The 17,846-nt window shown below is 71.7% G+C and carries 9 protein-coding genes; 6 read left to right on the top strand and 3 right to left on the bottom strand.

Translation table 11 applies throughout. The annotated features are described in order from the left end of the window. Positions 1 to 128: 128 nt before the first annotated feature. A complete protein-coding gene (locus FQY83_RS06300) occupies positions 129 to 2,294 on the top strand; it encodes a translocation/assembly module TamB domain-containing protein (RefSeq protein ID WP_146386157.1) in 2,166 nt (721 codons plus the stop codon). Next, the gene (locus FQY83_RS06305; protein WP_146386159.1) at positions 2,294 to 2,581 is read left to right on the top strand and encodes a GIY-YIG nuclease family protein; all 288 of its coding nucleotides are present in this window, start codon (positions 2,294 to 2,296) and stop codon (positions 2,579 to 2,581) included. Before FQY83_RS06300 ends, FQY83_RS06305 begins: the two co-directional genes overlap by 1 nt. Before the next feature lie 67 nt (positions 2,582 to 2,648). Here the strand turns inward: FQY83_RS06305 and FQY83_RS06310 are convergent, their stop codons facing one another. From FQY83_RS06310 to FQY83_RS06320, 3 genes are all read right to left on the bottom strand, one after another. After that, a complete protein-coding gene (locus tag FQY83_RS06310) occupies positions 2,649 to 5,762 on the bottom strand; it encodes an efflux RND transporter permease subunit (RefSeq protein ID WP_146386161.1) in 3,114 nt (1,037 codons plus the stop codon). A 187-nt stretch (positions 5,763 to 5,949) separates the two neighbouring features. Then, positions 5,950 to 9,066, bottom strand: a complete 3,117-nt coding sequence (locus FQY83_RS06315; protein WP_146386163.1) for a multidrug efflux RND transporter permease subunit — start codon at positions 9,064 to 9,066, stop codon at positions 5,950 to 5,952. Further along, positions 9,063 to 10,268 carry an MdtA/MuxA family multidrug efflux RND transporter periplasmic adaptor subunit gene (locus tag FQY83_RS06320; protein WP_146386165.1) on the bottom strand — a complete coding sequence of 402 codons (1,206 nt, stop codon included), beginning with the start codon at positions 10,266 to 10,268 and terminating at the stop codon, positions 9,063 to 9,065. Before FQY83_RS06320 ends, FQY83_RS06315 begins: the two co-directional genes overlap by 4 nt. Positions 10,269 to 10,860: 592 nt before the next feature. Between FQY83_RS06320 and FQY83_RS06325 the strand changes: the two genes are divergently transcribed. The 4 genes from FQY83_RS06325 to FQY83_RS06340 all read left to right on the top strand — a co-directional run bounded on the left by FQY83_RS06325 (position 10,861) and on the right by FQY83_RS06340 (position 17,844). Beyond that, entirely contained in the window at positions 10,861 to 11,979 is a 1,119-nt protein-coding gene (locus FQY83_RS06325; RefSeq protein WP_146386167.1) for a UDP-N-acetylglucosamine--N-acetylmuramyl-(pentapeptide) pyrophosphoryl-undecaprenol N-acetylglucosamine transferase, read from the top strand. 199 nt (positions 11,980 to 12,178) lie between these two features. After that, positions 12,179 to 13,792 (top strand): phytoene desaturase family protein, encoded by a 1,614-nt coding sequence (locus FQY83_RS06330; RefSeq protein WP_146386170.1) that lies wholly within the window; start codon positions 12,179 to 12,181, stop codon positions 13,790 to 13,792. Between the two features lie 287 nt (positions 13,793 to 14,079). Further along, entirely contained in the window at positions 14,080 to 16,917 is a 2,838-nt protein-coding gene (glnE, locus tag FQY83_RS06335) for a bifunctional [glutamate--ammonia ligase]-adenylyl-L-tyrosine phosphorylase/[glutamate--ammonia-ligase] adenylyltransferase (RefSeq protein WP_146386172.1), read from the top strand. 240 nt (positions 16,918 to 17,157) lie between these two features. Beyond that, the gene (locus FQY83_RS06340; protein ID WP_146386174.1) at positions 17,158 to 17,844 is read left to right on the top strand and encodes an alpha/beta hydrolase; all 687 of its coding nucleotides are present in this window, start codon (positions 17,158 to 17,160) and stop codon (positions 17,842 to 17,844) included. Positions 17,845 to 17,846 lie beyond the last annotated feature (2 nt).

Genomic DNA, 17,846 nt, shown 5'->3' on the forward strand with positions numbered 1-17,846 from the left:
CGCTAGCATCCGGGTTCGTGGGGTGCAAACCGGAGCGGTTTCCGGTGATGCCGCCGGCGCCCAATCCGGCGTGTTTGCACGCGACGCCGCCCCTCGCCCGCGCCGATGCCTTCGTGCATGCTCCGCGCATGGCCGCTTCCCCCTCCCGCATCCGCCGCTGGACGTTCCGCGCCGGCATCGCGCTGCTCGTCGCATACCTGCTGTACCTGCTCGCCGGCAACGCATTCCTGCACTCGGAGCTCGCGCGCGAGCTCACCAACCGCAAGCCCGAGAAGTTCCGCATGGCATGGAGCGGTGGGCACACCCTGTGGCCGGGTGTGGTCACGCTGCGCGAGGTGCGCATGCAGGGCCACGTGCGCCGCACGCTGTGGTCGGTGCAGGCACAGCGCGCGAGCGGGCGCATCGCGCTGTGGCCGCTGCTGCGCCGGGAGATCCGGGTGCCGCGCGTCGATGCGACGTCCGTGACCGGCAGCGTCGCGCGTGCGCCGACCGAACTGCCGCCTCCCGAATCCCGCCCCGGCGGCTGGACCCTGCGCATGGACCGCATCGCCAGCGACAGCATCGCCGGCGGCGAGGTGTTCGGCTGGAAGATCGCCGGCAAGGGCCGGGCCGAGGTCGGTTTCAGCAAGCAGTTCCGCGGCGGACCGGCGGAGTTGTTTGCGTCGGAAGCGCATTTTCTCGACACCACCGCCTCGCGCGACGGCGAGGACTGGCTGCGCGACATGCGCGTGGACGCGACCTTCGCGCTGGCCCGGCACCTGTCGGCCGAATATCCGGGCCTGGCGAAGCTGCCACTGTTCAGCGCGACGCTCGAGATCGACGGCAAGACGGTCGTGCTGCGCTCGACGCTGGACGAGACTGGACGCTATCGCTTCGACGCGGTGCCCGGCGAGGGACGGATCACCGGCACGCTGGCCTTGAGCGGAGGCGAGCTGGCGCAGGGCGGGACCTTGCGCGTGCACGCGCCGCTGCACGCGATCGATCCGGCGGGCGTCGAAAGCAGCAACGCACTCGAGCTGTCGCTGGACGTCGCCGAGGGCATGCATCTGCGTGCGCAGGTGCCGGAACGACCGGAGCACATGTCGTTCGACCTCGACCTGCAGTTGCCCGGCCGCGCGCTGCCGCTGCAGGACTGGCGCCAGCGCCTGGTGCAGGCGACCGGAACCGCGAGCGGCCGCTGGCAGGTGCCGTCGATCGGTGCGCTGGTCAGGCTGTTCGCGCAGGCGGACTGGCTGGCGCTGGAGGGCAGCGGCACGGTCGAGGCCGATCTCAGACTGGCCGGCGGCAGGCTGGTCGAGGGCTCCCGGCTGCAGGCGCGCGACGTCGAGGCGCATGCCGACGTGCTCGGCAACCGCTTCAGCGGACGCGCGCAGGCCGATGCGGTGATCGAGGCGGGCGAAGACGGGCAGGCGCGCTCGCGCGTCAACCTGGCGATGCAGCGCTTCGGCGTGGCGCCGGGCAGTGCGCCGTCGAGGCCGTACGTCGAAGGCAACGACCTGCGCGTCGACCTCGTCTCCGACGCCCGCCTGGACCGCATGCGCGAAACCTCGCAGGCGCGGATCCGCTTCAACCGCGCGCGCATCCCCGACCTCGCCGTATTCAATCCCTACCTGCCCAACGACAAGCTGCGCTTCGGCGGCGGCAGCGGCACGCTGACCGGCGATCTGCGCGTGGACGGCGAGGGCGACGTCGGCGAAGGCACGCTGCGCGTCGATGGCCGCAATGCGCGGCTGGCGGTCGCCGGCATCGACCTGCGCGGCGATGTCGCCATCGACGGCCGCCTGCGCCGCGGCAGCCTCGAACGCGGCAACTTCGAACTCGGCGGCACCCGCGTGTCGGCGCGCAACCTCGCATTCACCGACCGCGGCACCTCGCGCACCGGCTGGTGGGCCACGCTCGACCTCGACGGCGGCCACGTCGCGTGGAAGCAGCCGTCCTCGGCGGGCGGCAAGCTGCGCGCGCGGATGAAGGACGTGGACTTCCTGCTGGCGATGTTCGCCGACCGCGCCGACTATCCCGCCTGGATCGGCAAGGTGGTCGACGCAGGCGAAGTGCGCCTCGACGGCCGCTGGGAGTGGCGCGGCGACACCCTGGTGCTCGACCGCATGCGCGCCGAGAACGAGCGCTTCCAGCTCGACGCGCGGATGAAGCTGCAGGGCCGCGACCGCAGTGGCGACCTGTACGCGAAGTGGGGCGTGCTCGGCGTCGGCGTGGAACTGCAGGGCGGCGAGCGCAAGCTGCATCTGCGCAAGGCGCGCGAGTGGTACGACGGCCGGCCGCACCTGCTGCGCTGATGGCGGAGGGGATCGACCGCGAGGATGCGCCTGCGGCCACGGGCGGCTGGTGGCTGTACCTGCTCGAATGCGGCGACGGCAGCTGGTATGCGGGAATCAGCAACGACCTCGACGCACGCCTGCGCGCGCACGCGGCGGGCAAGGGCGCGCGCTATACGCGCGGGCGGGCGCCGCTGCGGCTGCTTGCCAGTCGCGCGTATCCGGACCGGGCTTCGGCGTCGCGCGCGGAGTGGGCGCTCAAGCGGTTGCCGAAGGGGCGCAAGCTGGCGTTTTTCGCGGAGCCGTGAAGGAGATTTCTCCCTTCGGTCGAAATGACAGTCCGATTGTCATTTCGACCGAAGGGAGAAATCTCCGTCAGGACACGCCCTGTGCCGCAGTCTCCGGCGCACGCGCAAACCTCGCCCGCACCCGCGCCAGCACCAGGAACGCCGCCGGCGTGGTGTACAGCGTCAGCCACTGGCTCACCAGCAGGCCGCCGACGATCGCCAGGCCCAGCGGCCGCCGCATCTCCCAGCCCTCGCCGGTCGAGAGCACCAGCGGCAGCATGCCCAGCAGCGCGGCCAGCGAGGTCATCAGGATCGGGCGGAAGCGCAGCTTCGCCGCTTCGAGGATCGCCGCGTCCGGCGACAGGCCGTGCTCGCGCTGCGCGGCCAGCGCGAAGTCGACCATCAGGATCGTGTTCTTCATCACCACGCCCACCAGCAGGAACAGGCCCAGCAGCGAGATCAGGTCGAGCGCGTTGTCGAACAGCAGCAGCGCCAGCAGCGCGCCGATGCCGGCCGAGGGCAGGATCGACAGGATCGCCAGCGGCTGCACGTAGCTCTCGTACAGCACACCGAGCACGAGGTACACCGCCAGCACCGCGCCGAGGATCATCCACACCTGGCGATCCTTCATCTCCTGCAGGCTGCCGGCTTCCTCGCCGAGCTTGGCCTGGACTTCGCTGGGCAGCATGATCTTCGCCATCGCCTGGTCGATCGCATCCACCGCCTCGCCGAGGGTGACGCCGGGCGCGAGCGCGAAGCTGATGCGCGTGGACACGAACTGCTCGCGATGCTGGATGCGGTCGGGCGCCATGCCGTAGTCCCAGCGGGCGAAGGCCGACAGCGGCACGCGCCGGCCGTCGCCGCCGATCGCGAACACCTGGTCGAGCGTGTCCGGCGTCTGCGTATAGCGCGGGTCGAGCTCCATCACCACGCGGTACTGGTTGAGGCTGTCGTAGAGCGTGGCGACCTGGCGCTGGCTGAAGGAGTTGTTGAGTACGGTGGCGACGGTGCGCATGTCCACGCCGAGCTGGGCGGCGGTGGTCCGGTCGATCTCCAGCGCGACCTGGCGCATGCCCTCGTCGCCGCCCGAGTCCACGTCCACCAGCTGCGGCAGCGCCTCGATGGCGTCGCGGATGCGCGGCGTCCACTCGCGCAGCGGTTCGATGTCGCCCGCCAACAGCTGCAGATCGTAGTTGCCTTCGCCGCTGCCGCCGCCCCCGCCGATGCGGATGTCCTGGTCGACCCAAAGCCACATGACGCCGCCGGGCACCTTGGGCATGTTCTCGCGCAGCCGGTCGATCACTTCGCGGCTGGACGCGCCGCGTTCGGACAGCGGCTTCATCTGGATCATGATGAAGGCGTTGTTCACGCCGGTGCCGCCGCCGATGTAGCCGGAGATGTCGGCGATCGCGGGGTCGGCCGTCAGCAGTTCGCGGTAGGCCTGGATCTTGGGCTGCATCACCTGGAACGAGAGGCCGTCGTCGCCGCGGGCGAAGCCGCGCAGCTGGCCGGTGTCCTGTTCGGGCACGGTGCCCTTGGGCACCTTGGCGAACAGGAAGGCGTTGAACACGATCGCGCCCAGCAGGATCAGCAGCGCCAGCGTGGTGTGCCGGAGCGTGCCGGCGAGCGTGCGCAGGTACAGGCCGCGCAGCTTGTCGGAGACGTGGGTGCCCAGGCGCTGCCACTTCGGCACGTCCGCGGTGCGGCGGTGGCCGCCGAGCAGGCGCGCGCACAGCGTCGGGGTCAGGCTCAGCGAGACCAGCAGCGAGACCGTCATCGCCGCGACCAGCGTGAGCGAGAACTCGCGGAACAGGCGCTCGACGAAATCGTCGAGGAACAGGATCGAGACGAACACCACGCCCAGGGCGATGTTCATCGACAGCAGGGTGGTGCCGACCTCGCCCGCGCCGCGCATCGCCGCGTTCCAGGGCGAGAGGCCGGCGTCGATGTGGCGCGAGATGTTCTCCAGCACCACGATCGCGTCGTCCACCACCAGCACCGCGGCCACGATCAGCGCCATCAGCGACATGGTGTTGAGCGAGAAGCCGAGCAGCCAGATGATCGCCAACGCGCCGAACAGCGACACCGGGATGGCGAGCGTGGGCACCAGCGCCGCGCGCCAGCTGCCCAGGAAGGCCAGCACCACCAGCACCACCAGCGCCACCGCGAGCAGCAGGGTGGTCTCGGCCTCGTTCATGGTGGCGCGGATCACCGGCGAGCGGTCCATCACCAGCTTCATGTCGACGCCGGCCGGCAGCAGCGCCTGCAGCGTGTCCATCTGCGCGTGGATCGCGTCGACGGTGCGGATGATGTTGGCGCCGGGCTGGCGGCTGACCACCAGCAGCACCGCGTTGCGGTCGTTGTGGAAGCCGGCGGCGTAGCGGTTCTCGGTGCCTTCGTTGACCTCGGCCACGTCGCGCAGGTGCACCGCGCGATCGTTGCGCCAGGCCACGACCAGGTCGCGGTATTCGTCCGCGGTGCGCAGCTGCAGGCTGGCCTCGACCTGCCACTGCCGGTCGTCGCGCACGACGTGGCCGAGCGGGCGCAGGGCGTTGGCGTTGCGGATCGCGCCGGCCACCTCGTCCAGCGCGATGCCGTACTGGTTGAGCGCGTTGGGATTGAGCGACACGCGCACCGCCGGCAGCGAGGCGCCGCCGGCCTCGACCTGGCCGACGCCCGGGATCTGCGCGATCTTCTGCGCGATGATGGTCGAGGCGACGTCGTAGACCTGCCCCGGCGTCATCGTCGACGAACTCAGCGCCAGCGCCAGGATCGGCGCCTGCGAGGGATTGATCTTGCGGTACTGCGGCATGCCCGGCATGCCCGAGGGCAGCTGTGCGCGCGCGGCGTTGATCGCCGCCTGCACCTCGCGCGCGGCCTCGTCGACGTTGCGGTCGAGCGAGAACTGCAGGTCGATGCGGGTCGAGCCCTGGCTGCTGTTGGAGCTGATCCGGGTGATGCCGGGAATGGTGCCGAGCGCGCGCTCGAGCGGCGTGGCCACGGTTGCGGCCATCGACTCGGGGCTGGCGCCGGGCAGGCTTGCGCTGACCTGGATCGCCGGATAGTCGATCTGCGGCAGTGGCGCCACCGGCAGCATGCGGTAGGCGAGCAGGCCGGCGAGCACCACCGCGACCGCGAGCAGGATCGTGGCGACCGGGCGCTCGATGAAGATCCGCGAGAGGTTGACGCGTTGGGTGTCCATCAGCGAGCCCCGTACTCACTTCCCCCGCCTGCGGGGGAAGTCGGCGCGAAGCGCCGGATGGGGGCGCTTTTGCGCGCCTGCGGCGCGCCCCCATCCGCCTTCGGCACCCCTCGGCAGGCTCGGGGCAGGCTCTTCCCCCGCAAGCGGGGGAAGGGAAGAGCGTGTGTGGTTTGTCCCTTCGCGTCCATCAGCCGGCAACCGCTTCGCCGTCCGCGCTGGTCGCCTGCGCCTTCGGGCGCGTCAAGCGATCGAAGAACAGGTAGATCACCGGCGTGGTGAACAGCGTCAGCACCTGGCTCACCAGCAGTCCGCCGACCATCACCAGCCCCAGCGGCTGGCGCAGCTCCGCGCCCGAGCCGCTGGCCAGCATCATCGGGATCGCCGCGAACAGCGCGGCCAGCGTGGTCATCAGGATCGGGCGGAAGCGCAGCAGCGCCGCGCGGTGGATCGCCTGCTGCGGCGCCAGCCCCTGCTCGCGCTCGGCCTCGAGCGCGAAGTCGACCATCATGATGCCGTTCTTCTTCACCAGCCCGATCAGCAGGATGATGCCGATCACCGCGATCAGGTCGAGGCTGCGCCCGCTCAGCAGCAGCGCGGCGAACGCGCCGACGGTGGCCGAGGGCAGGGTGGAAAGGATCGTCACCGGGTGGATGAAGCTCTCGTAGAGCACGCCCAGCACGATGTACATCACCAGCACCGCGGCCAGGATCAGCCACAGCGTGCTCGACAGCGAATTGCGGAAGGCCTGCGCCGCGCCCTGCAGGCGCAGTTCGACCGAGGCCGGCAGGCCGATCGCCTCGCGCGCGGCCTCGACCTGCGCCACCGCCTCGCCCAGCGACGCGCCCGGCGCGAGGTTGAACGACACCGTCGCCGCCGGGAACTGGCCGATGTGGCTGACCAGCAGCGGCGCGGTGCGCGTGCTGACGCGGGCGATGCCCGACAGCGGCGTCTGCCCGCCGTCGGCGGTGGCGACGTAGATGCGCTCGATCGCGTCCGGCCCCAGCTGGAACTGCGCGTCCGCCTCCAGCACCACGCGGTACTGGTTGGCCTGGGTGAAGATGGTCGAGATCTGGCGCTGGCCGAAGGCGTCGTAGAGCGCGTCGGCGATGTCGGAGGCCTGGATGCCCAGGCGCGCGGCGGCGTCGCGGTCGATGTCGACGAAGGCCTGCAGGCCGTCGTCCTGCAGGTCGCCGGAAACGTCGGCCAGCGCGCCTGCGTCGCGCAGGTGCTCGATCATGCGCGGCGTCCAGGTCGCCAGCGCGGCCGAATCCGGGCTGGTCAGCGCGAACTGGTACTGGCCGCGGCTGACGCGGTCCTCGATGCTCAGCTCCTGCACCGGCTGCAGGTACAGCGCGATGCCGGGCACGTCGTTCGCGCGCCGCTGCAGCCGGTCGATGATGGCGTGCGCGCCGGCGTCGCGCTCGGCGTGCGGCTTGAGCTCGATCAGGAAGCGGCCGGTGTTGAGCGTGGGGTTGCTGCCGTCGACGCCGATGAACGAGGACAGCGAGGCCACGTTTTCGTCCTCGAGGATCGCGCTCGCCAGCGCCTGCTGCCGCTGCGCCATCGCCTGGAACGAGATCGAGGCCGGCGCCTCGCTGATGCCCTGGATCAGGCCCGCGTCCTGCGAGGGAAAGAAGCCCTTGGGCACCGCGGCGTACAGTGCGACGGTGAGCGCCAGCGTGGCCACGGTGATGCCGAGCATCAGCGGCTGCCGCGCCAGCGTCCAGTGCAGCGCGCGATTGTAGCCGGCGATGATGCGGTCGAACATGTCGCCTTCGGCGCCGGCGGCGCGGGCCTCGTCGCCTTCGGCGATGCCGTGGTCGCGGCCGGCCCTGAGAAATCGCGCGCACAGCATCGGCGTGAGCGTGAGCGACACCACCAGCGAGATCGCGATCGCCACCGCCAGCGTGATCGCGAACTCGTGGAACAGGCGGCCGACCACGTCGCCCATGAACAGCAGCGGGATCAGCACCGCGATCAGCGAGACGGTCAGCGAGATCAGGGTGAAGCCGATCTGCTTCGCGCCGTCGAGCGCGGCCTGCAGCTTCGACTTGCCTTCCTCCAGGTGGCGCGCGACGTTCTCCAGCATCACGATCGCGTCGTCGACCACGAAGCCGGTGGCGATGGTCAGCGCCATGAGGGTGAGGTTGTTGAGCGAGAACCCGGCCAGCAGCATGAAGCCGAAGGTCGCCACCAGCGACAGCGGCACGGCGAGGCTGGGGATGATCGTCGCCGGGATCGTGCGCAGGAACACGAAGGTCACCAGCACGACCAGGCCGATGGCCAGCAGCAGCTCGTGCTGCACGCCCTTGATCGAGGCGCGGATCGATTCGGTGCGGTCGCTGAGCACGGTCACCTCGACCGCGGTCGGCATCGCCGCGCGCAGCTGCGGCAGCAGCGCCTGGATGCCGTCGACCACCTCGATCACGTTGGCGCCGGGCTGGCGCTGGATGTTGACCAGGATCGCCGGCACCTCGCCCGACCACGCCGCGAGCTGGCGGTTCTCGGCGCCCTGTTCGACCGTGGCCACGTCGCCCAGCCGCAGCGGCGCGCCGTCGCGCCAGCTGACCACGAGCTGGCGGTATTCCTGCGCCGAACGCATCTGGTCGTTGGCGTCGAGCATGATCGCGCGGGTTGGGCCGTCGAAGCTGCCCTTGGGCATGTTGACGTTGGCCGCGGAAATCGCGGAGCGGATGTCGTCCATGCCGACGCCGGCCGAGGCCAGCGCCGACGGGTTGACCTGGATGCGCACCGCCGGCCGCTGGCCGCCGGCCAGGCTCACCAGGCCCACGCCCGGCAGCTGCGACAGCCGCTGCGCCATGCGCGTGTCGACCAGGTCGTAGACCGCGGGCAGCGCCATCGTTTTCGACGTGATGGCGAGGGTGATGATCGGCGTGTCGGCCGGGTTGACCTTGCGGTACACCGGCGGCATCGGCAGGTCGTTCGGGAGGAAGCTGGAGGCGGAGTTGATCGCGGCCTGCACTTCCTGCTCGGCCACGCCCAGGTCGACTTCCAGCGCGAACTGCAGGGTGATCACCGAGGCGCCGCCGGAGCTGGTCGACGACATCTGGTTGAGGCCGGGGATCTGCCCGAGCCGGCGTTCGAGCGGCGCGGTCACCGCGCTGGTGGTCACCGACGGGCTGGCGCCGGGGTAGAGCGTGAGCACCTGGATGATCGGGTAGTCGACCTGCGGCAGCGCCGCGACCGGCAGCAGGCGGTAGGCGAACAGGCCCGACAGCAGCAGCGCCAGCATCAGCAGCGTGGTCGCCACCGGGCGCAGGATGAACGGGCGCGAGAGGTTCATGCCGCGGGGCCGGCGTCGGGCGTGGTCTCTCCATCGGCGTCGGGCGTGGCGTCGGCGTCGACGATCTCCACCTTCGCACCCTCGCGCAGGCGGTCGATGCCCTCGAGCACCACGCGCGTGCCGGCCTCCAGGCCTTCGAGCACGGCGATGCGGCCGTCGTTGCTGCCGCCGAGCACCACCGGGCGTACGCCGGCGGTGTCGTCGTCGTTGACCACGTACACGTAGGTGCCCTGGCTGCCGAACTGCACCGCGGCGTCGGGGATCACCAGGGTCTCGTCGTTGCCCAGCTGCAGGCGGGCGTTGACGAACTGGTTGGGAAAGAGGGCGTCGTCGCCGTTGTCGAACAGCGCGCGCAGCTTCAGCGTGCCGGTTTCGGTGTCGATGCGGTTGTCCACGCTCGACAGCTTGCCGCTGGCCAGCACCTGGCGCTCCTCGCGGTCCCAGGCCTGCACCGGCAGGCCCGGGTTGCGGCGCACCGCGTCGACGACCGAACCCAGCACGTTCTCGGGCACCGAGAACAGCACGCTGATCGGGCGCGTCTGCGCGATGGTGGCGATGCCGTCGGCGTCGCTGCTGCTGACGAGGTTGCCGGCGTCCACCGCGCGCAGGCCGACGCGGCCGCCCACCGGCGCGACGATGCGCGTGTACTGCAGCTGCAGCTTGGCCTCGTCGACGGCGGCCTGGTCGATCTCACGGCGGCCTTCGAGCTGGCGCACCTGCGCCTGCAGGTTGGCCACGTCCTGCGCGGACACGTAAGAACCCTGCGACAGGTCCTGGTAGCGCCTGAGCTGGATGCGCGCGTTCTCCAGTTCGGCCAGGTTCTGCTTCTGCTGGCCCTGCGCCTGCGCCAGCTGGATGCGGAACGGGGCGGGGTCGATTTCCGCCAGCAGCTGCCCGGCCTGCACCTGCTGGCCTTCCTCGAACACCACGCGCAGCAGCTCGCCGTCCACGCGCGGGCGCACGGTCACCGACTGCAGCGGCGTCACCGTGCCCAGCGCCTTGACCTGGACGGCGAGCGGCTCGCGCGCGGCGACGGCCACGCGCACCGGCGTTGGCGGGCGTTCGCCGTCCTGACCCCAGCCGCCGCGCCCGCCCGGCGCCGCCGCATCCTCGCCGCCGCCGAAGCCGCGCCACAGCAGCAGGCCCGCGACGAGCACGGCGGCGACGATCAGGGCGGGTTTGGCGAGGCCTTTGAGGTTCATCCGGGGATCCGTGGGGCAGGCGAAGCGACCGGTCGCGGCGGACGGTCGGGGAAGAGGGAAGGGAAACGCGCGAGCGGGCGGTTGGCTGACACGTGGCGATGCGCCCGGCGTGAATATGGTACAGACCGTGCGCGGGCGACCCCATGACGAAAGTCATGGGGCGCCGGTCATCGTGGCCGCATCGCGCGGACATCGCCCGCGTTCGCGCCAACGTTGCACCGGAAACGTATCGCCGGAGTTCACAAGGATCCCAAAAGCCGTCATCCCCGCGAAGGCGGGGACCCAGCGTCTTTGCATCCTGGATTCGCCCAGGCGCGATGGGCCTCAGTGCACGCCAAAAGCAACGCCATCGTTCCTGCGCGGAAGAATCCTGTCATTTCGACCGCAGGGAGAAATCTTGTTCCCGCAGCCGGACAGCAGATTTCTCCCTGCGGTCGAAATGACAGGGACGACGGCAGGAACGACGGCAGGAACGACGACGCGGGCGCGAAGCGCCGGTCCGCGGGAACAAGGCGGCGCGCGCGTCCGTCGCCGCTGCGGCCACGGCGACGACGCTCTATAGTGCTTCGCCGTTTTCGAATCCCCCGCACCCATGCCGCCTGCCGCCGCCCGCCCCACCATCGCCCTCGCCGCCGGCGGCACCGGCGGCCACCTGTTTCCCGCCGAGGCGCTGGCGCGCGAGCTGATGGCGCGCGGCTTCGGTGTGGTGATCCACACCGAGCGTCGCGGCGCGCAGTACGCGCAGGCGCTGGCCGGGATCGAGCACGTGGTGCTGCCGGCCAGTTCGCTCGAAGGCGGCATCGCGAAGAAGGCGCAGGCCGCGCTGACCATCCTGCGCGCGGTGCTGTCCTCGCGCCGCGACCTCAAGCAGCGCGGCGCCGCGCTGATGGTCGGCTTCGGCGGCTATCCCAGCTTCGCCCCGGCGCTGGCGGCCAAGAGCCTCGGCCTGCCGCTGCTGCTGCACGAGCAGGCGACGCGGCTGAGCAAGGCCAATGCGCGGCTGCTGCGCTTCGCCGACGCGCTGGCGACCTCGTTCCCGGCGGTCGCGGGCGCGGACGGCTTCGACGCGGCGAAGATCGTCGAAACCGGCAACCCGGTGCGCCGCGCCATCCTCGACGCACGCGGCGACTACCCGCCGTTCGACACGCAGGGCCCGCTGCGGCTGCTGGTCGTCGGCGGCAGCCAGAGCGCGGCGGTGTTCGGGCGCGTGGTGCCGCCGGCGCTGGCGCTGCTGCCCGAAGCGCTGCGCCATCGCCTGCAGCTGTCGCTGCAGTACCGGGGCGAGGATGCCGACGCGCTGGTCGCGCAGCTGCGCGGCGCCGGCATCGACGCCAGCGTGCGCCCGTTCTTCGACGACATGGGCGATCGCCTGCGCGAGGCGCACCTGGTCGTCACTCGCGCCGGCGCCACCACCGCCGCCGACCTGCTGACCATCGGCCGCCCCGCGATCTTCGTGCCGCTGCCGCACGGCGGCTCGCGCGAGGAGCAGCGCCGCAACGCGCAGACGCTGGCGCAGGCCGGCGTGGGCTGGCACCTGGACGAAGCCGGGCTCACGCCCGAATCGCTGGCGGAGGTGCTGCGCGAGGCGTTCGAATCGCCGACGCGGCTGCCGGATGCCGCGCGTGCCGCCGCAGCGCTCGGCCGCCCCGACGCCGCGTCGCGGCTCGCCGATGCGGTCGAACGCCTGCTGGCCCGTGCGCGGTCCGGTTGAACCTGCCCGCTCCCTCTTCCAGACTGTCGTCCCGCAGTCCGTCACCCCGCAACCTGTCATCCCGACCCCGGACTTGATCCGGGGGAGGGATCTTGCCTCCGGTTGCGCTGAACGAGATCCCTCGCTGCACTCGGGATGACAGCTTCCGGGGGCAATGCAGACGACCCGGAACAACCGACCGCCCATCCATCGAACCACCATGCGCGACAACCAAGACGTCCTGATCATCGGCGGCGGCCACAACGGCCTCGTCTGCGCCGCCTACCTCGCCGGCGCCGGGCTGAAGGTGACGGTGCTCGAGCGCCGCGGCGTGCTCGGCGGCGCCGCGGTCACCGAGGAGTTCCATCCCGGCTTCCGCAACTCCACCGCCAGCTACACCGTCAGCCTGCTCAATCCGAAGGTGATCGCCGACCTGCGCCTGGCCGAACACGGCCTGCGCGTGGTCGAACGGCCCTACGCGAATTTCCTGCCGCTGCCGGACGGGCGCGCGTTCCGGCTCGGCGGCGAGCACACCGCCGCTTCGCTGCAGCAGTGGTCGCCGCGCGACCTCGAGCGGCTCGCGGACTACAACGCCATGCTCGCCCGCGTCGTCATCGTGCTGCGCGAGCTGATGCAGCGCACGCCGCCCAACCTCGGCGACCGGCTGTCGCTGGCCGACTGGCTGGCCTCGTACGACGTGGCGAAGCGGCTCAAGCGCCTCGACCTGCGTGGCCGTCGCGACCTGCTCGACCTGTTCACCAAGTCCGCCGGCGAACTGCTCGACCACTGGTTCGAATCCGAACCGCTCAAGGCCGCGCTCGGCTGGGACTCGGTGGTCGGCAACTTCGCCAGCCCGTACACGCCCGGCAGCGCCTACGTGCTGCTGCACCACGTGTTCGGCGAGGTCAACGGCAAGACCGGCGTCTGGGGTCATGCGATCGGCGGCATGGGCGCGATCACGCAGGCGATCGCGGCCGAATGCGCGGCGCGCGGCGTGCAGGTGCACAGCGGCGCCGCGGTCGAGCGCGTGCTGGTGGACAACGGCCGCGCGGTCGGCGTGGCGCTGGCCGACGGCCGCGAGCTGCGCGCGAAGACCGTGGTCTCCAACCTCAACCCGAAGCTGCTGTACACGAAACTGGTCGCGCGCGAGCACCTCGACGACGACACCGCGCAGCGCATCGCCCGCTACCGCTGCGGCTCGGGCACGTTCCGCATGAACGTGGCGCTGTCGGAGCTGCCCGACTTCACCGCCGCGCCCGGTGCGCAGCTGCAGCCGCACCACCAGAGCGGCATCCTGGTCGGCCCGTCGCTGCGGTATTTCGAGACCGCCTACTTCGACGCGAAGTCGAAGGCGCACAACCCCGGCTGGGCGCGCGCGCCGATCGTCGAACTGGTGATCTCGTCCACGCTCGACGACACCCTGGCGCCGCCCGGCCAGCACGTCGCCAGCCTGTTCTGCCAGCACGTGCATCCCGAGGTGGACGGCGGCTGGGACGCGCACCGCGACACCGTGGCGAAGCTGATGATCGACACCGTCGACGCCTGTGCGCCGAACTTCAGGCGCAGCGTGCTCGGCTACCGCGCGCTGTCGCCGCTGGACCTCGAACGCGAGTTCGGCCTGGTCGGCGGCGACATCTTCCACGGCGCGCTCGGCCTCGACCAGATGTTCAGCGCGCGCCCGCTGCTGGGGCAGGGCGACTACCGCGGCGCGCTGCCGGGCCTGTACCTGTGCGGCTCCGGCACGCATCCGGGCGGCGGCGTCACCGGCCTGCCCGGGCGCAACGCCGCGCGCGAGATCCTGCGCGACCTGCGCCGCGGGCCGCGGCCGTCATGAAATCGTTTGCATCCGCGGCCCGGTGCAGGCCCCGGCCGGCGCGGCTTAGTGAACCCGCCGGTATCGTTTTGCGCTGCAGCGTGCACCCGGGGTAACGAATCGTTCACGATGCCCCCGCACCCGACGTGGGGGAGGGAGCAAAGCCCGCTGGCAGGCAACTGCAAGCGGGCTTTTTTACGGGTTTTTTCCGGGATTGCGTGGAAGGGAGCGTGTGCTCCGGTCCGCCGATGGCTGCGCGTTTGCCCCCACCGCAAAGCCTCGCCCGCGGCGATGCCACAATCCGCCCCATGCCCGCAGCCCACGAATCCGACGCCATCGCCGAGCGCGCGCTCGCCCGCTTCCCCGGTCTCGCCGACGACGCCCCGCTGCGCGACCGTCTGCACCGCGTCGCCATCGCCAGCGACTTCGCCATCGACGTGCTGGCCAGGCAGCCGGACCTGCTCGCGCGGCTCACCGCCGACGAAGGCGCCGGGCCCCTGCCGCCGCCCGCACTTGATCCCGACAGCCGCGATGATTGGCCGCGCCTGCTGCGCCGCTTCCGCACCGCGGAATCCGCGCGGCTGGTGTGGCGCGACGTGCTCGGCCTCGATGACGTCGACGCCACCCTCGCCGGCACCACGTGGCTTGCGGAGCAGTGCCTGACGGTCGCGCTCGACGCGCTGGAGCGCGACTTCGCCCGGCGCCACGGTAGCGTCCATGACGCCGACGGCAACGCCGTGCGTCTGGTCGTGTTCGGCATGGGCAAGCTCGGCGGCGGCGAACTCAACTTCAGCTCCGACATCGACCTCGTCTACGCCTACGAATCCGCGGGCGAAAGCGACGGGGCGCGCCCGCTCGCGGCCGAGGACTACTTCGCCCGGCTCGGCCAGCAGCTGGCGAAGCTGCTCGACGAGGTCACCGTCGATGGCTTCTGCCACCGCGTCGACCTGCGCCTGCGCCCGTTCGGCAACGCCGGCCGCGTCGCGCTGAGCTTCGCGGCGCTGGAGGTCTACTTCCAGCGCGAGGGCCGCGACTGGGAGCGCTACGCCTGGCAGAAGGCGCGGCCGGTCGCCGGCGACATCGACGCAGGCCGACGCTTCCTCGCCGCGCTGCGCCCGTTCGTGTACCGGCGCTACCTCGATTTCGGCGCGCTCGACGGCCTGCGCGAGATGAAGGCGATGATCTCCGCCGAAGTCGCGCGCAAGGAGCTGGCCGACGACATCAAGCGCGGGCCCGGCGGCATCCGCGAGATCGAATTCCTCGCCCAGGCGCTGCAGCTGATCCGCGGCGGCCGCGAGCCGGCGCTGCGCGAGCCGCGCCTGCTGCCGGCGCTGCGCGCCCTGTGCGAGGCCGGACAGGTCAGCGCCGAGGCCGCGGAGGCATTGACCGGGGATTACCGCTTCCTGCGGCGGCTGGAGAACCGGCTGCAGATGCTGCGCGACGCGCAGACGCATGCGCTGCCGGATGCGCCCGTCGACCGCGAGCGCATCGCGCGCGGGCTCGGACACGACGACTGGGAGGCGTTCATCGCCATCGTCGAACGCCACCGCACCCGCGTCTCGCGCGAGTTCGACGCACTGCTGTCGCAGCGCGAGCAGCAGCCGGCCGTCGCCGACGACATCGCGGCCTACTGGCGCGCGCTGCCCGAGGGCAGCGACGCCGCGGCGCTGGCGCAGGCCGGTTTCGGCGATGCCGCCGGCGTGGACGCCGCGCTGCGCGACTTCGCGCGTTCGCCGAGCGTGCGCGAGCTGTCCGACGCCACCCGCGCGCGCCTGGACCGGGTGATGCCGGTGCTGCTGCAGGCGACCGCGCCGGCGTCGCAGCCGCTGCAGGCGATCCGCCGGCTGCTGGCGCTGCTGCACAACATCCTGCGCCGCGCCAGCTATCTCGCCCTGCTCGACGAACATCCGCCGGCGCTGGCGCGGCTGGTCGACGTGGTCACGCGCAGCGCGCTGCTCGCCGAGCGGCTGGCCGCGCACCCGCTGCTGCTCGACGAGCTGCTCGACGCGCGCGCCGACGGCCCGCTGCCGCGCCGGGAACTGTTCGCGCAGGCCTGCCGCGCGGTGCGCGACCTCGATACCGAGGCCGCGCTGTTCGCCCTCAACGAGATCCGCCAGCAGCTCAGCTTCCGCATCGCCCTGGCCACGCTCGACCGGCGCCAGCCGGCGCAGGACAGCACGCGGCAGCTGGCGTGGCTGGCCGACGCGGTGGTGGACACGGTGCTGGCGCTGGCGCGGCGCGAGCTGGAATCGGCGCACGGCGTGATCGCGGGCTCGGGCTTCGCGGTGCTCGGCTACGGCAGCCTCGGCGGCGAGGAACTCGGCTTCGGCTCCGACCTCGACCTGGTGTTCCTGTACGACGCGCCGGCCGAGGCGCAGTCCGCGCCCGCGCCCGCGCAGGCGGGCAGCGTGCGGCCGCTCGACGCCCCGCGCTGGTTCGCGCGGCTGGCGCAGAAGATCGTCGCCCTGCTCGGTGCGGTCACCGGCGGCGGCCGCCTCTACGACATCGACGTGCGCCTGCGCCCGGACGGCGGCCAGGGCCTGCTGGTCTCGACCATCGCCAGCTACGGCGACTACCAGCGCGAACGCGCCTGGACCTGGGAGCACCAGGCGCTGGTGCGCGCGCGCTTCGTCGCCGGCGACGCGCCCCTGCGCGAAGCCTTCGAACGCATCCGCGACGACACCCTCGGCCGCGCGCGCGCGCAGGCGAAGCTGCGCGAGGACGTGGTGTCGATGCGCGCGCGCATGCGCGCCGAACTCGATCGCGGCGGCGAGGGGCAGTTCGACCTCAAGCAGGGTGACGGCGGCCTCGTCGACCTCGAGTTCCTGCTGCAGTACATCGTGCTGCGCGACGCCGCCGCGCATCCGGCGCTGCTGTCGCCGCGGGCGACGCCGCTGCTGGTCGACGCGCTGGCGCAGGCCGGCGCGCTCGACGCGGACACCGCCGACGCGCTGCGCGCCGCGCACGCGCGGCTGGTCGCCACCGGACTCGACTGCACGCTCGACCGCCGCCCGAGGATCGTGCCCGACGACGACGCGCTGGCGTCGGCGCGCGCCGCGGTGCGCGCGGCGTGGACCCGCCTGGTCGCACCCGAAGACGCGCCTGCAGCAGCGGACATGCAGGAGCGCCTTCAGGCGCGACATTGAAGAGATCGTCATCCCCGCGAAAGCGGGGATCCATTTGGCTCTACGCAACGACGCTGGATCCCCGCCTTCGCGGGGATGACGATGGCTGTCATTTCGACCGAAGGGAGAAATCCCCGCACCGGACCGCACGCGGCGGGATGTCTCCCTTCGGTCGAAATGACAGCAGGCCCGTCGCACCCACGAAGCCGTCGCCCGGCACGATATAGTGCGCGGCACCCGAGACCGGAAGGGCAACCCCACATGGCGGAAGGCGCGGCAACCTTGCTGGAAACGATCGAGCGCGACACCGGCGCCGATCCGCAGTGGAGCGTGCTCTGGCTGCACGGCCTCGGCGCCGACGGCAACGACTTCGTGCCGATCCTGCCGGAGCTGGTGCGCCGCGACTGGCCGGCGATGCGCTTCGTGTTCCCACATGCGCCGGTGCGCGGGGTGACGATCAACAACGGCATGCGCATGCGCGCCTGGTACGACATCCGCGACTTCGACCTGGCCAATCGCGCCGACGAGCAGGGCGTCATGGAATCGGTCGCGCAGGTCGGCGCGCTGATCGAGCGCGAAATCGCGCGCGGCATCCCGGCCTCGCGCATCTTCCTGGCCGGCTTCTCGCAGGGTGGCGCGATCACCCTCGCGGCCGGGCTGCGCCGCCGCGAACCGCTGGCCGGACTGGTCGGCCTGTCCACCTATGTTCCGGCCGCGGGCAGTGCGGGCGCGGCGCTGGTCGAGGCGGCGAAGTCGCAGCCGCTGTTCATGGGTCACGGCACCCAGGACCCGGTGGTGCCGTTCGCCGCCGGCGAACAGAGCGCGGCGTGGATGCGGCAGCACGGCTTCGAGGTCGAGTTCCACCGCTACCCGATGCCGCATTCGGTCTGCGCCGAGGAGATCCGCGACCTCGGCGACTGGATGTCGCGCCGGCTCGCGGCGGGCTGAGC

The sequence above is a fragment of the Luteimonas marina genome, from assembly GCF_007859325.1.
Taxonomy (GTDB): Bacteria; Pseudomonadota; Gammaproteobacteria; order Xanthomonadales; family Xanthomonadaceae; genus Luteimonas; species Luteimonas marina.